Here is a 15,211-nt window from a genome sequence, read left to right on the forward strand (position 1 = left end):
ATAAAAGCCCGGCATCGCTGCCGGGCTTTTCTGTATTTGCGGGCGGATTTGAGGCTGCGAGAACGGCCTCCGGTGAATCAGAAGCCCTTGCCGCCGCGTAATTCGGAAATCACGGTTCCAACCATGATCTTGATATCCAGCCAGACCGAAAAATTGTCGACGTAATAAAGATCGGAAACGATGCGGGCACGGGCCTTGTCGCTGCGATCGGTCGGGCCGCGCAGTCCCCGCATCTGTGCAAGTCCGGTTATACCCGGCCGCATCCGGTGCCGCATATGGTAATGGGGAACCAGTTCTTCATAAAGCCGGCCGGCCGCCAGCATGCCGATCGCGTGGCAGCGAGGCCCCACCAGCGACATGTCGCCCTTCAACACATTGATCAGCTGCGGCAGTTCGTCGATATTGGTGCGACGGAGAATGGCGCCGATACGGGTTACCCGCGGATCGTTCTTCACCGTTTGCGCCACCCCGGTGGCGTCGCCCAGTTCGGCCCGCATCGAGCGGAATTTATAGACGCGGATTTTTCTCCCGTTCATGCCCCAGCGGACCTGCGAGAACAGCACCGGGCCCTTGCTGTCGAGCTTCACCAGCAATGCAACGGTCGCCAATACCGGCGCAAGTGCGACAAGGGCGATGGATGCCCCTGTAATATCGATGGTTCTTTTGAGCGCAAACTGGCTGCGCAACAAGTTTGATGGTTTTTTTCCCGACAGGGGTGATTGTATTTCCGCCGTTTCAAAGGCGGCGGCGGCAGAATAGGGAGCGCCGTAAAAAACGGCATGCGATGAGCTTTTAGTACCCAGCATAATATCGAACCCTGAAAAGTTATTTTGAAACAAGAAAATTAATTTATATGAGCCATTAGTAATTCATTTACCCTAAAAAGTCACTCGAAATGTAGCCACCTTTGTGCAAATGGCAATCTAGGGTTAATGGCTGCGCACGCATATGTTGCGTGTTTCATATCCTCGCCGCCCATGGCTGCGGATGCGACAGGCCAAGTCTCCGGAAAAGCGGGATCTGTGAGAAGACGAACGGGTCACCGCTGCCGAGTCATCCCCCATGGTGTCGGCCGGTCCGTTGTCCGGTGCCGGTTAATTCCCCATCAGAATATCGAGAAGCGTCGTCTGTTTTGGGCCCGATGGTGCGGGCGCCTGACCGCCTATATCGGCCGGCGGTACAGGCCCGTTGCCGGCCTGGTAGCCGGGTTCGATATCGCGGGAGGGTATATTCGCAGGCGGCATGGCCATACCCGGCTGGTTTGGTGAAACGGGCGCGTCGGGATAGGCCCGCGTATCGGTCGTTCCACCACCCAGCGCGTTGGAAATAATATCGCCGATGGATGAGGGGGCGGTTTCCGGTGCCGGCTGCTGCATTTCCCCAAGCGGCGGCACGCCGCCTGCGCCGAGGCCGAAAAGCGGTGAGGGCGAGAGCCCGGAATGGGCGGCGGTCATGAAATCCTTCCAGGCCCTCGCCGGAAGTCCGCCGCCGGTGACCTTTTTCATCGAAGTGCCGTCGTCATTGCCGAACCAGACACCCGTGGTAAGGTTGCTTGTGTAGCCGACAAAAAGCGCATCGCGGAAGGACTGGGTCGTGCCGGATTTTCCCGCAGCCTGCCAGCCTTGCAGGCGTGCGGCCTTGCCGGTGCCTTCGGTGATGACGCGCGACATCATGCCGTTCATGGTTGCGGCAATCTCTTCACTCAGAACGCGCGGCGGATTGTCGTATTTGTTTTCGTAAAGCACCTTGCCGTCGGCGTCGGTGATGCGCCGGACGATATGCGGCGTCGCCTTGTAGCCGCCATTCATGAAGGGGGCATAGGAGGCGGTGAGTTCCATCAGCGACACTTCCGAGGTGCCGAGCGCGATGGACGCATTGTTCTGCAGCTCCGATTCGATGCCCATGCGATGGGCCACCTGCGTCACCCGCTCGGGGCCGACCTCCATCACCAGCTGCGCGGCAATCGTGTTCAGCGAATTGGCGAGCGCAGTGGCGAGTGTCACCTCGCCACGGAATTTCTTCTCGTAGTTTTCCGGGGTCCAGTTACCGATACGAACAGGCGCGTCATTGCGGATGGTATAGGGGGAAAGCCCGGATTCGAGCGCGGCGACGTAAACGAAGGGTTTGAATGCCGAGCCGGGTTGCCGTTTTGCCTTGGCGGCGCGGTTGAACTGGCTTTCGGCATAATCCGCCCCGCCCACCACGGCCCGGATTGCGCCGGTGCCATCGATGGAAACCAGCGCCGCCTGCGAAGCGCCCTGCTTCTTGCCATCACCCTGCAGCACGTGGGTCAGCGCCTTTTCGGCGTCACGCTCGAGATTGGGGTCGATGGTGGTATCGACAACGATGTCCTGCTTGACCTCTCCGACCAGGCTGCGCACTTCCTCCAGCACCATATCGGCGGCGTAGTGTTCGGCGCCCGACCAGAAACGTTTCGCCTTGGTCGGCGGCTGCGACATGGCGGTCTTGATTTCGTCATCGGTGATGAAGCCGACATCGCGCATGGATTGCAGCACGACCTGCGCCCGCTCCTCCGCCGCCTGCGGGTCGCGCGCCGGTGAAAGCCGCGAGGGCGCCTTAAGAAGCCCGGCAAGCATTGCCGCCTCGCCCAGATTGACGTCACGGGCTGATTTGTTGAAGTAGCGCCGGGAGGCGGCCTCGACGCCATAGGCGTTGGAGCCGAAATAGACGCGATTGAGATACATCGCGAGTATCTGGTCCTTGGTGAATTCATGTTCCAGCCAGAAGGACAGCAGCACTTCCTGAACCTTGCGTTCCAGTGTGCGATCCGGCGAGAGGAACAGGTTTTTGGCGAGCTGCTGCGTCAGCGTCGAGCCGCCCTGCACGGTTCGTCCCGTCAGCACATTTGTGACGATGGCGCGTCCGAGGCCGAGCGGATCGACCCCGAAATGCGAATAGAACCGCCGGTCCTCGATTGCCATGACGGCCTGTGGAATATAGGGCGACATGTCTTCCAGCGCGAGAGCCTCGCCGCCGGTGGTGCCGCGATTGGCGAGCACGCTGCCATTCACCGAAACGATCTTCACATTCGGCGGACGTTCGGGAATGGACCAGCTGCTGGCGCTCGGCATGCGCGCGCCATAATAAAGGACAAGACCGGCAACGCCGATGCCGCCCCAGATGCCGAGGACGATGCACCAGTAAACAAGCGAGCGAATGAAGCCCGTCGCGCCACGGCCGGAGCTGCGGGTGCGCTTTTCCTTTTTCCCGGATCTGGTGCGGACGGATGCCGGCTTCGGCCTCCCGGCTTGCTGCTTTGTGGTTCCGCTGATGCGTTCGCTGGCGTCAAGGCGCAGATCGTCACCGGACTCGTGGAAATCCCCGAAGGAGGGCTCTACCCTTTCGCGTGATTTACCTTTGCCTGCCATCCAGCCGAAGTCGCTCCTATTCGCGAAACCGCGCGCATCCCGTTCGGGTTTAAGGCTTCTATGCCTGCGCGATCCTTAATCCAGGATGAAGAGTTTAAATGCGGCAATTTAAGGCGGGGTTAAGTCCTGGCCGGATCAAATCGGCGTCATTGGCAGACGTCGACCCATTCCGCACCCGTCAATTCGGCCATCACTTCCGGCGAAATCTTCACCGCCGCATTGGTGGCGCCGGCCGCGGGAACCACCTCATGATAGTTTTTCAGGGAGACGTCGCAAAACACCGGAAGCGGGGAGGGCAGGCCGAAGGGGCACACCCCACCGATGGGATGGCTGGTCACCGCAACCACCTCTTCCGGTCCCAGCATGCGCGGCTTTGCGCCGAAATGATCGCGGAATTTGCGGTTGTCGAGCCGCTTCGTACCGGCGGCGACGACGAGAAGAATGGTGTCACCCGCCTTCAGGCAGATGGTTTTCGCAATCTGGTCGGGCTCGACGCCGTGCGCTTCGGCGGCCAGCGCAACCGTCGCCGAACTCGCTTCGGTTTCAATTACGGCCACTTCGGGCGACTTCTCGGTGAAAAAGGCTCTGACGGATTCGATAGACATGCGTATTTATTAGGCGTTACGCGGAGAAGCTTCAAGTCGCCCCGAAACAGCTATGCATTTTTCGCAATGCTGCGCTGCGATGAAGCGTCTGTTTTTTAAGCTGATATCCTGTATGTTCAAACCATCGAAGCGACGCACTCCTCCTCCCAGCGTCGCCCGATTGGACTGACAATACTCCTCCTCCCAATTGTCAGTCAGTTTCAAGAACCCGGCGCACCTCCTCCCGCGCCGGGTTTTTGCTGTTTAGGGCCCTGTTTCCGATGGCTTCGTCTCGTCTTTGGTTCACAAAGATCGCCCCGTTTTTCAAAGAAACTTGACTTTCAGCCCCTTCCAACCTACGTGTTCGCCCATCGATATTTGTTTGACGACCAGAGCTTCGGCGCCTTTTGGGGTGCACACGACGATCTTTCCTTCAAATTCGACCCAAGTCCGCACTGCTCGCAGTGCAAATACAATTGCCAACGGAAGGAAATCGTTATGGCGACTGGTACAGTAAAGTGGTTCAACGCAACCAAGGGCTACGGCTTCATTCAGCCGGACGACGGTTCGCAGGACGTATTCGTTCACATCTCCGCTGTTGAGCGCGCTGGTCTGACCGCCCTCAACGACGGCCAGAAGCTCTCCTATGAGCTGATGCAGGATCGTCGCTCGGGCAAGATGTCCGCAGGCAACCTCGTTGCCGCTTAATAAGCGCTTTGGTCCGAAAGGATCATTCGCATGAATGGAAAGGCCGGATTTTTCCGGCCTTTTTCTTTTGGAAGACCGTAACGACGCACGGGCCTTGAAAAGGCGGGGTGGCATACCAATATAGGGTTCAACAGTGTTTCGGATGAAAACTGTCAGGCGGGCATTTTGAAAGTGCCGCTGTTATCGTGTTAACCAAAGATTAACCGAAGCAGCCGATCCTGATGGTGAAAGCAGCGTCGACGCGAGTGGACGCGCTCTGGAACATCAGACCGTTGAACGCTTTGACCACGGATGTACTGGCATTGACGAAAACGGATGGAAAGGTCGGGCTTGCCCGGCCTTTTTGTTTTTGCGACGAGCAAATGGAAGAAAAGGAAGCGCCGGGTGCCCGACGCTTCCTTTTTTATTATTTCGCCGCCAGTGCATCCAGGATGCGGACCCAGGAGCGGATGCCCTTGTGGAATGACTGCAGGTCGTATTTCTCATTCGGCGAATGGATGCGGTCGTCGGTCAGGCCGAAGCCGACAAGCAGCGAATCCATGCCCAGCATCTTCTGGAAATCACCGACGATCGGGATCGAGCCGCCCATGCCGATGACGACGGCGGGTTTCGCCCACTCTTCCGAAAGCGCGTTTTTGGCCTTGGTCAGCACGGGTGAATCGTAAGACAGCTGGATGGCCGGCGATGCGCCATGCTCGTGGAACTCAACCGAGCAGTCGGCCGGAATTTTCGAGCGCACATAGGCCCGGAAAGCCTCGCGAATGGCTGCGGGGTTCTGCTCGCCGACGAGGCGGAACGACACCTTGGCGGAGGCTTTCGCGGCGATCACGGTCTTGAAACCGTCGCCCGTATAACCGCCGATGATGCCGTTGACTTCCGCGGTCGGCCGCGCCCAGGTCTGCTCCAGCACCGAGCGGCCCTTTTCGCCCGAGGGAACCGAAAGGCCGACTTCACCGAGAAAGGCTTCCGCGGTGCGGCCCAACGTCTCCCAGGAGGCCTTGATATTGGCGGGGGTTTCCTCCACGCCGTCATAAAAGCCGGCAAGCGTCACGCGGCCAGTCTCGTCATGCAGGCCGGCGAGAATATCGGTCAGGATATGGATGGGGTTTGCGGCAGCCCCGCCGAAGAGACCGGAATGCAGGTCGCGGTCGGCGGCGGTGATGACGATTTCTTCGCCGACCAACCCGCGCAGGGCAGCGGCGATCGCCGGTGTATCCCGGTCCCACATGCCGGTATCGCAGACCAGCGCATAATCGGCCCTCAGCTCATCCGCATTGGCTTCGAGGAACGGCTTCAGCGATGGCGAACCGGATTCTTCTTCGCCTTCAAAGAGAATGGTGACGCGCACCGGCAGGCCGCCATTGACGGCCTTGTAGGCGCGGCAGGCCTCGACGAAGGTCATGAGCTGGCCTTTGTCGTCTGCCGTTCCACGTCCGGTGATTACCTGACGGCCGGCACCGATATCCTTGACGGCGGGCTCGAACGGATCGTTTTCCCAGAGATCGAGCGGATCGACCGGCTGCACGTCATAATGACCGTAAAAAAGCACATGTGGGGCATTTTCGCTGGCCGCATCGTGATGCGCCACCACCATCGGGTGGCCGGCCGTATCGCGAACCGAAGCCGTAAAGCCGAGTGCGGAAAGCGTTCTGACCAGCCATTCCGCCGCCTTGCGGCACTCCGCCTTGTAGGCGGGGTCCGTGGAAATCGACGGAATGCGCACGAGTTCGAACAGCCGCTCGAGGCTGAATGTGAGGTTGTCGTCGGCGTTGGAAAGAATGGGGGAAACGTCTGTCATCGCTGATCCTGTCATGTCTGTCGTGACCCGGCGAAAAGACGAAACATCCGGGCATCGCGCATCGCGGGAAACAAGGGCGAGCCTGTCGTGAATCGGCAGGCGCGCGGCCGCCGGAACGATAGAGCAGTTCACGGAAACTGCGAAGCGCTTTTCCGTACGAAAATACGCAGAAACAAAACCAGGAGCTTTGGCGATGAAAGACGTCAGGGCGATAAAAGCGATTCCAGGCGCAGATGCTACTTCGCTTTTTTGGCGCTTTCGATCCCCCGGCGCATATATTCCAGCAGGAGCTGTCTCTCGAAGCGCCGGAAATCCGCAAGCAGGGTGTCTTCGGTCGCCTCGGAAGCGGCAATCGCATTCGCCTCCAGATCCCTGCCGCGCTGGGTCAGTTCGATGATCTGCGCGCGACGGTCGCTCGGGTGGGATTTGCGGATGATCAGCCCATCACGTTCCATGCGTGAGAGCGTATTGGCGAGTGTCGCCTGCTCTATATCGATTCTATCAAGCAATTGCCGCTGAGTCAGGCCTTCTTCGTGCCAGAGTTCGATGAGGATCGGGAATTGCCCAGGGGAAAAACCCAGTGCTGCGGCTCTTTTCTGCAGCGCCATGGTGAATTCCCGCGCCATTTTCGCAGCGAGGTAGATTGCCGATTCGTCCCGGGAAAAAACCATTCTTCCGTCCGTCATGCGTCGTGGCCGGGGCTGGCCGGCAATTTCGATAGTGCGATATATATCGCATGATATGTTTATGCCAGCCCGAAACACGTCGCAAAATAAAACCGCCATGGCCGGGAGGGGTCGGCCATGGCGGTCATATTGGAGGACAAAGGCCCGGAGAGGGGGAAAGGCCTTTGTCCGGTCTGACGCGGCGGGGGACGAGCCAGCTATCAGACTACGGCGTGATCAGGCGCCGTCCTCCAAGAAATGTGTCTGCAAATGCGGCTTTTCAAGGGAGGGACGGATTACAAATCGGTAACGTTCAGGTGAATTTTGTGCGCTTTTGCGGCTGTTCCATTCCCTGTGCTTTGCGGTGCGTTGTGCGAAGTTTCGGTGGACGTCAAAACGGCCCCGCGCTATCCATGCTACCCATGAAAAAAGGCGATCATCTTTTCCTCGTTGACGGCTCCGGTTTCATTTTCCGGGCCTTCCACGCCATCCCGCCCTTGAACCGCAAGTCGGATGGGCTGCCGGTCAACGCTGTTTCCGGCTTTTGCAACATGTTGTGGAAGCTGCTGAAGGATGCGCGCAATACCGATGTCGGCGTGACGCCTACCCATTTTGCGGTGATTTTCGACTATTCGTCGAAAACCTTCCGCAACGAACTTTACGATCTCTATAAGGCCAATCGCTCGGCGCCACCGGAAGATCTTGTGCCGCAATTCGGTTTGATCCGTGAGGCGACGCGCGCTTTCAATCTTCCCTGCATCGAGACGGAAGGCTTCGAGGCGGACGACATCATCGCCACCTATGCCCGGCAGGCCGAGGCGGTTGGCGCCGATGTCACCATCATTTCGTCCGACAAGGATCTGATGCAGCTCGTCACCGCCAATGTCCATATGTACGACGCCATGAAGGACAAGCAGATCGGCATTCCCGATGTCATCGAAAAATGGGGCGTCGGTCCGGAAAAGATGATCGACCTGCAGGCGATGACCGGCGATTCGACCGATAATGTGCCCGGCATTCCCGGCATCGGGCCGAAGACGGCGGCGCAATTGCTGGAAGAGTATGGCGATCTCGATACGCTCCTGGCGCGGGCCGGCGAAATCAAGCAGCAGAAGCGCCGGGAAAACATCATCGCCAATGCCGATCTTGCCCGTATTTCGCGGCAGCTCGTGGCGCTCAGGACCGATGTGCCGCTGGAGCAGTCTCTCGAAGAACTGGTGCTCGAACCGCAGAATGGTCCGAAGCTCATCGCCTTCCTGAAGGCGATGGAATTCACGACGCTGACGCGCCGCGTTGCCGAAGCCACCGAAACAGACGCATCGGCTATCGACCCCGCCACGGTGCCTGTGCAATGGGGCGCCGATGCCCATGGCCCCGACCTCGATATGCCGACCGCCGCAACGTCGGGTGAAGCGGCCGCCGAGGCGACAAACGCTCCGGCTCCGCCCGCTGCTGCAAGAAAGACCGCCGGGGAGGGTAGCGCGCCTGCCGATCTCGCCACGGCGCGACAGGCGCTTTTTGCCGACGCCAAGATCGATACGGCCGCCTATACGACGATCAGGGACCTGGCCGCGCTGGACCGCTGGATCGCTGCGGCGCGTGAAACGGGGGTCGTCGCCTTCGATACCGAAACGACCTCGCTCGACCCGATGCAGGCGGAACTTGTCGGTTTTTCGCTGGCCATTGCCGATAACGGCAAGGACGCTTCGGGCACGGATATCCGCGCCGCTTATGTTCCGTTGACGCACAAGACGGGTTCCGGCGGCGATCTGTTCAGCGACGGTATCCGACTGGCGCAAGGCCAGGTACCCTTCGCCGAGGCGCTGGAGCGTCTGAAGGACCTGCTTGAGGATGAGGCGGTCCTGAAAGTCGCCCAGAATCTCAAATATGACTATCTGCTGATGAAACGCCACGGCGTCGTCATGCAGAGCTTCGACGACACGATGCTGATTTCTTATGTCCTTGAGGCTGGCAAGACCACCCACGGCATGGATTCGCTGTCCGAACGCTGGCTTGGCCATACGCCGATCGCCTACAAGGACGTGACCGGATCGGGCAAATCAAGCGTCACCTTCGATTTTGTCGACATCGACAGGGCGACGGCCTATGCGGCGGAAGATGCCGATGTCACGCTGCGGCTCTGGATGGCGCTGAAACCCCGGCTCGTTTCCGAACGGCTGACCAAGGTTTATGAGCGGCTGGAACGGCCCCTTGTGCCGGTTCTGGCGCATATGGAAGAACGCGGCATCACCGTCGACCGGCAGATTCTCTCACGTCTTTCCGGCGAACTCGCCCAGAAGGCGGCAGCCTTCGAAGAGGAAATCTACGAGCTGGCGGGCGAGCGTTTCAACATAGGCTCGCCAAAGCAGCTCGGCGATATCCTGTTTGGCAAGATGGGCCTGCCGGGCGGTTCCAAAACCAAGACCGGCCAATGGTCAACCTCGGCGCAGGTTCTGGAGGACCTCGCGGCGGAAGGTGTCGAACTGCCGCGCAAGATCGTCGACTGGCGGCAGCTGACCAAGCTGAAGTCGACCTATACGGATGCGCTTCCCGGTTATATTCATCCGGAGACGAAACGGGTGCATACATCCTATGCGCTCGCCTCCACCACGACGGGGCGTCTGTCCTCGTCGGAACCGAACCTTCAGAACATTCCGGTCCGCACCGCGGAAGGCCGCAAGATCCGCACGGCCTTCATCTCCACGCCCGGGCACAAGCTTCTGTCGGCCGATTACAGCCAGATCGAACTGCGCGTGCTTGCCCATGTCGCCGACATTCCGCAACTGCGCAACGCCTTCGAAAACGGCATCGACATTCACGCCATGACGGCATCGGAAATGTTCAGCGTGCCGGTGGAAGGCATGCCGTCGGAAGTGCGCCGCCGCGCCAAGGCCATCAACTTCGGCATCATCTACGGCATTTCCGCTTTCGGTCTCGCCAATCAGCTCGGCATCGCGCGCTCGGAGGCGAGCGACTATATCAAGAAATATTTCGAGCGTTTTCCGGGTATCCGCGATTACATGGAGGCAACCAAGGCCTTTGCCCGCGAAAACGGTTATGTCGAAACGATTTTCGGCCGCCGCGCCCATTATCCGGAAATCCGCTCTTCCAACCCGTCTGTGAAAGCCTTCAACGAACGCGCCGCCATCAATGCGCCGATCCAGGGCTCCGCAGCCGATATCATCCGCCGTGCGATGGTCCGTATCGAGCCGGCGCTGGAGGCGGAAAAACTCTCCGCCCGCATGCTTTTGCAGGTGCATGACGAACTCATCTTCGAAGTCGAGGAAGCGGAAATCGAAAAGACCCTGCCGGTCGTCGTGTCGGTCATGGAAAATGCCGCCATGCCGGCGATTTCCATGAAGGTGCCGCTCAAGGTGGATGCCCGCGCCGCTGACAATTGGGATGAGGCGCATTGATCGGTCAATGACCGGCGGATGTCATTGCTTTGTCGCCTGCGGGGACTAGGGGAAACGTCTCACAAGGAGTTTCCCATGCACGCCCCGCGCGTCTCGAAAGATATCGACTATATTTCCGCCGCCAACCACGATCAGCCGCCGCGCCATCTCGGCAGCCGCTTCAACGCGGATGGCGAGTTCCTGCCGGAGCCGGGCAATACGGTCGTTTGCCATCTTGTCGAGGGATCGCAAACCGAAAAAGCCATTATTGCGACCCGCCAGCGCTTTCTGGATATGCCGGAGGCGTCACAGCTTGCCTTCACGCCGGTTTCCAGCCTGCATATGACGGTGTTTCAGGGCATCATCGAGTTTCGGCGCGCTTTACCCTACTGGCCGGAGAACATGCCGCTCGATACGCCGATCAACATGATGACGGACTATTATCGCGATCGCCTTTCCGCTTTTCCGGCCCTGCCGGCCTTCAACATGCAGGTTACAGGCCTGCGTCCGGCAGGACTGGTCATGAAGGGCGCAACCGCCGAGGACGATCGCATCGTCGCTCTGTGGCGGGATACATTCGCCGACCTCTTCGGTTATCGCCACCCTGACCATGACACTTACGAGTTTCACATCACCCTGTCCTATATCATCAGCTGGTTTGCGCCGGAGTGCCTGCCGCGCTGGCAGGCGATGCTCGACGAAGAGCTGGAAAAGTTGCGCGCCGCAGCGCCGGTTATTGAAATGCGGCCACCAGCTTTCTGTGAATTCCGGGACATGAACCACTTCAAGGAACTGATCGCTTTCGATAAGATATGAGCTACGATTTGTGATGCATGAGGGTGGCTTGCCGCGCTGATTCCGTTGAATCGGAAAAAATGCGCGTCAGGGCTGGTCAAAGCCCGTTTGGGCATGTATAAGCGCGCCAAATTTCCGATATCGAGACATCCGACATTCGGCCTTTGGTTCTGGCCGGTTCCGTTGTTTCGCCGCTTAAGTGGAGTAACAAAAATGGCTGTACCAAAAAGAAAAACAAGCCCGTCCAAGCGCGGTATGCGCCGCTCGGCTGACGGTCTCAAGTCTGCAACCTACGTTGAAGACAAGAACTCCGGCGAACTGCGCCGTCCGCACCATATCGATTTGAAGACCGGTATGTATCGCGGCCGTCAGGTTCTGACGCCGAAGGAAAGCGCATAAGCTTTTCTGAAGTCATCTTTGCAAAAACCGGCCCTTGTGGCCGGTTTTTTGTTTTCAGGGCCGTTCCGCTGTCTTTTCCGCTCACTTGGAAAATGCGGCCGCTCCCCCTACACTCTTTCAGGGAGAGCAGGTGTGATGCCTGCAACAGGAGGGGAGTATCGGTGAAATATCGCTGGATTTTATTGATGCTTCTCAGCCTCGGCCTTGGTTATGGCGCCGTGACGAGGGGCAACGGCATCATTGCGGAAAGCTATTTCGGCGAAATGTCCGAGCAGGGCCGCACCACGCTCCGGCTGGCCGTCTCTGCCCTCGGCGGGCTTTTGAGCCGTTATGAGCCGCTTCCCGCGCTGATTGCCGACCACGACGACATTGAGGAACTGGTTGCGCATCCCAAGGATGCCGCACTGCGCCAGCGCGCCAATATCTACCTCAAATCCATCAACGCCCTGCTGGAATCCTCCGATATCTACATCATAACGCTCGACGGGGAGACCATCGCGGCCAGCAATTATGATGGGCCGACCAGCTTCGTCGGCGAGAACTTCAGTTACCGTCCCTATTTTCAGGATGCGGCCAAGGGCTTCCAGTCGCGGTTCTTCGCGCTTGGCACCACCTCCCACAAGCGCGGTTACTATTTTTCCGCACCGATCCTCTTCAATGAAGAAATCAAGGGTGTCATCGTCTTCAAGGTCGATATTGAAGGCATAGAAGCGTCCTTCGGCGATGGCGAGAACCGCATTCTCGTCTCGGACCCGGAAGGTATCATTTTCATGACCGGAACGCCGCAATGGCTTTATTCCGGTCTGATGCCGCTGACGCCGGAAAGGCTGGCGCGCACGGAGGCTTCCCGCCGTTACGCTAATGCCGCGCTGAAGGAACTGCCGGTGAAAAACGGCAATTTCGGCTCGCACCAGCTGATGACGATCGCCCAGGAGGACGGAGAAAGGGAATATATGGTCCTGTCGCAGCCGATGCCGGATGCGGGCTGGACCGTCAGCGTGCTGATGGATACGGGTTCGCTGCGAACGCAGGTCAAGACGGCGATGATCGCGATCATCCTGTGCCTGTGTCTTGCCGCCGCCCTTATCGCCGCCATGCTGCAGCGGCGGCGGCGCCTGCGCGAACGCCTGACCCATCAGGCGGAGGCGCAGGCGGAACTGGAACGCCGGGTGGAGGAGCGCACCGCCGATCTGGCGCGGGTCAACCAGGAGATCAAGCACGAGATCGCCGAACGCCGCCAGACCGAGAAACAGTTGCGCAGGATGCAGAACGATCTGGTGCAGGCGGGCAAGCTTGCCGCCCTCGGACAGATGTCGGCGGCGCTTTCGCATGAATTCAACCAGCCCCTTGCCGCCGCCAAGAATTACGCCGAAAACGCCTCGCTTCTCGTGGAGCGCGGGCGACTGGGGGAGGTGACGGAAAACCTCAGGCGCATCTCCGGCCTTATCGACCGCATGGCGTCGATCAGCAAACATCTCAGGAATTTCGCCCGCAAGCCCAATGAAAAAATGGCGGCGGTAGGTTTGGAAGCGGTGCTGCGCGATACGCTAGAAATCGTCGGTGCGCGGCTGAAGGCCGCCGATGCGGTGCTGGATGTCGATCTGGGCCCGGTGCCGCTGGCGGTCAAGGCGGGGCCGGTGCGGTTGCAGCAGGTACTCGTCAACATTATTTCCAATGCCGCCGATGCCGTGGAAGGACGCGAGGATCGTCGCATTACACTGCAGGCGGTGCAGCGCGGCCAGACAGTATCGATTTCCGTCCGCGACCGCGGTGCGGGCGTCCCTCCGGCTATCGCGGAGCGCATCTTCGATCCGTTTTTCACCACCAAGGGCGTCGGGCGCGGCCTCGGTCTCGGCCTTTCCATCTCCTATAACATCATCAAGGATTTCGGCGGCCAGCTGCGTGTCCGAAACCACGAAGGGGGCGGGGCGGAGTTCGAGATCGAATTGCCCGCCGCCGCCTGGCGCATGGAGGTCGCTGCGGAATGACCATGTCGCGGGTTCTGTTGATTGACGATGAGGAAGAGCTGCGCTTTTCCACCGCGCAGGCGCTGGAGCTTTCCGGCTTCAGCGTCACCATGCTGGCGAGCGCCGAACATGCGCTCGAGCTCATCGGTTACAGTTTCGACGGCGTCGTGGTCAGCGATATCCGCATGCCCGGCATGGATGGCATGACATTGCTGCAGAAGGTGCGGGAGCTTGATGCGGAAATACCTGTCATCCTGATGACGGGCCATGGCGATGTGCAGCTGGCCGTCAACGCCATGCGCAACGGCGCCTATGATTTCATCGAGAAGCCGTTCACGCCGCAATATCTTGCCGGCATCATCAAAAGGGCCAATGACCGGCGGGCGCTGGTGCTGGAAAACCGCCGCCTGAAGGCGGTGGCCGGCAAACATGACGATCTCGAAACGCGCCTGCCCGGCAGAACCCAGATCATGGTCGATCTGCGATATCGTATCCGCGCCATCGGCGCGACGGATGCCGATACGCTGATTGTCGGCGATACCGGTGCAGGCAAGGAAGTGGTGGCGCGGGCGCTGCACGATATCAGCGCCAGAGCCAGCCGGCCCTTCGTTGCGATCAATTGCGCCGCCCTACCGCAGACGCTGATCGAAAGCGAGTTGTTCGGCCATGAGGCCGGCGCCTTTCCCGGTGCGTTAAGACCACGTTACGGCAAGTTTGAACATGCCCGCGGCGGCACCATCCTGCTGGATGAGATCGGCTCCATGCCTTTCGAGCTGCAGGGCAGGTTCCTGCGGGTTTTGCAGGAACGGGTGATTACCCGCCTCGGCTCGAATGAAACCGTCGAACTCGATGTCCGCTTCATCGCCACCAGCAAGGTCGATCTGGAACAGGAAGTTGCCGCAGGCCGGTTTCGCGCCGATCTTCTCTACCGGTTGAACGTGGCGACGATCCTTGTGCCGTCCCTGTCGCAGCGCAGCGCCGACATACCGCTGCTTTTCCTGCATCTGGTGCGGGAAGCCGCCGCCCGTTTTGGGCGGGAAGATATGGAGGTTCCGCAACAATTGCTTTCTTCCGTTTCGCTGCGGGAATGGCCTGGCAATGTGCGGGAACTGCGCAATGCGGCCGACCGCTTCGTTCTGGGTCTGGAAAGCGATGGATCCGAAACGTCGCCGCCGTTTCAGGACGATGGCCGGGCGGGGCTTGCCTCACGTGTTGCAGCCTATGAAAAGAGCCTGATCGCGCGCGCGATCGCCGCCCATGGCGGCAATCTGAAATCCGTCTATGAGAGCCTCGGTATCTCCCGCAAAACGCTTTACGAAAAAATGCAGAAATATGAACTGCATCGGCATATGACAGAGGTGTAGATGGGTGGATTTCCACCCACGCGCGAGGCCTGATGGGTCGAAATCCACCCATCGCCGTTCATGATGGCGATAAAAGAGCGCCTCCCGGCAACACCGCCGTTGCTGAACGGCAATCCCGGATCGCAAATAGCGTACCCCGGCCGCCAT

11 protein-coding genes are annotated in these 15,211 nt (G+C 59.5%); 6 read left to right on the forward strand and 5 right to left on the reverse strand.

From position 1 onward, the window contains the following. Positions 1-77 precede the first annotated feature (77 nt). From N5D22_RS04175 to N5D22_RS04185, 3 genes are all read right to left on the reverse strand, one after another. Positions 78-806, reverse strand: coding sequence for a sugar transferase (locus N5D22_RS04175; protein WP_279654520.1), 729 nt, complete (start codon positions 804-806; stop codon positions 78-80). A 288-nt stretch (positions 807-1,094) separates the two neighbouring features. Beyond that, positions 1,095-3,389, reverse strand: a complete 2,295-nt coding sequence (locus tag N5D22_RS04180) for a transglycosylase domain-containing protein (protein ID WP_279654521.1) — start codon at positions 3,387-3,389, stop codon at positions 1,095-1,097. A 146-nt stretch (positions 3,390-3,535) separates the two neighbouring features. After that, positions 3,536-3,994: a YbaK/EbsC family protein gene (locus N5D22_RS04185; protein ID WP_279654522.1), complete on the reverse strand. Its 459-nt coding sequence runs from the start codon at positions 3,992-3,994 to the stop codon at positions 3,536-3,538. Positions 3,995-4,471: 477 nt separating this feature from the next. On the opposite strand from N5D22_RS04185, the gene N5D22_RS04190 reads away from it, so the two are divergent. Further along, positions 4,472-4,681 (forward strand): cold shock domain-containing protein, encoded by a 210-nt coding sequence (locus tag N5D22_RS04190; protein ID WP_003492998.1) that lies wholly within the window; start codon positions 4,472-4,474, stop codon positions 4,679-4,681. Positions 4,682-5,087: 406 nt separating this feature from the next. On the opposite strand, the gene N5D22_RS04195 is transcribed toward N5D22_RS04190, so the two are convergent. Next, positions 5,088-6,479: a dipeptidase gene (locus tag N5D22_RS04195; protein ID WP_279654523.1), complete on the reverse strand. Its 1,392-nt coding sequence runs from the start codon at positions 6,477-6,479 to the stop codon at positions 5,088-5,090. 236 nt (positions 6,480-6,715) lie between these two features. After that, positions 6,716-7,150, reverse strand: coding sequence for a MarR family transcriptional regulator (locus tag N5D22_RS04200; protein WP_279654524.1), 435 nt, complete (start codon positions 7,148-7,150; stop codon positions 6,716-6,718). 416 nt (positions 7,151-7,566) lie between these two features. Between N5D22_RS04200 and polA the strand changes: the two genes are divergently transcribed. From polA to N5D22_RS04225, 5 genes are all read left to right on the forward strand, one after another. Beyond that, positions 7,567-10,560: a DNA polymerase I gene (gene polA, locus N5D22_RS04205; RefSeq protein WP_279654525.1), complete on the forward strand. Its 2,994-nt coding sequence runs from the start codon at positions 7,567-7,569 to the stop codon at positions 10,558-10,560. Between the two features lie 75 nt (positions 10,561-10,635). Further along, positions 10,636-11,355, forward strand: a complete 720-nt coding sequence (locus N5D22_RS04210) for a DUF1868 domain-containing protein (protein ID WP_279654526.1) — start codon at positions 10,636-10,638, stop codon at positions 11,353-11,355. Between the two features lie 192 nt (positions 11,356-11,547). Next, positions 11,548-11,733, forward strand: coding sequence for a 50S ribosomal protein L32 (rpmF, locus tag N5D22_RS04215; RefSeq protein WP_003507205.1), 186 nt, complete (start codon positions 11,548-11,550; stop codon positions 11,731-11,733). 185 nt (positions 11,734-11,918) lie between these two features. Continuing rightward, entirely contained in the window at positions 11,919-13,721 is a 1,803-nt protein-coding gene (locus N5D22_RS04220) for a sensor histidine kinase (RefSeq protein ID WP_279654528.1), read from the forward strand. Next, positions 13,718-15,064 (forward strand): sigma-54 dependent transcriptional regulator, encoded by a 1,347-nt coding sequence (locus N5D22_RS04225; RefSeq protein ID WP_279654529.1) that lies wholly within the window; start codon positions 13,718-13,720, stop codon positions 15,062-15,064. The genes N5D22_RS04220 and N5D22_RS04225 overlap by 4 nt, the downstream gene beginning before the upstream one ends. Positions 15,065-15,211: the final 147 nt, after the last annotated feature.

Source organism: Agrobacterium sp. GD03872, from assembly GCF_029840625.1.
GTDB classification, from domain to species: Bacteria; Pseudomonadota; Alphaproteobacteria; order Rhizobiales; family Rhizobiaceae; genus Agrobacterium; species Agrobacterium fabrum_A.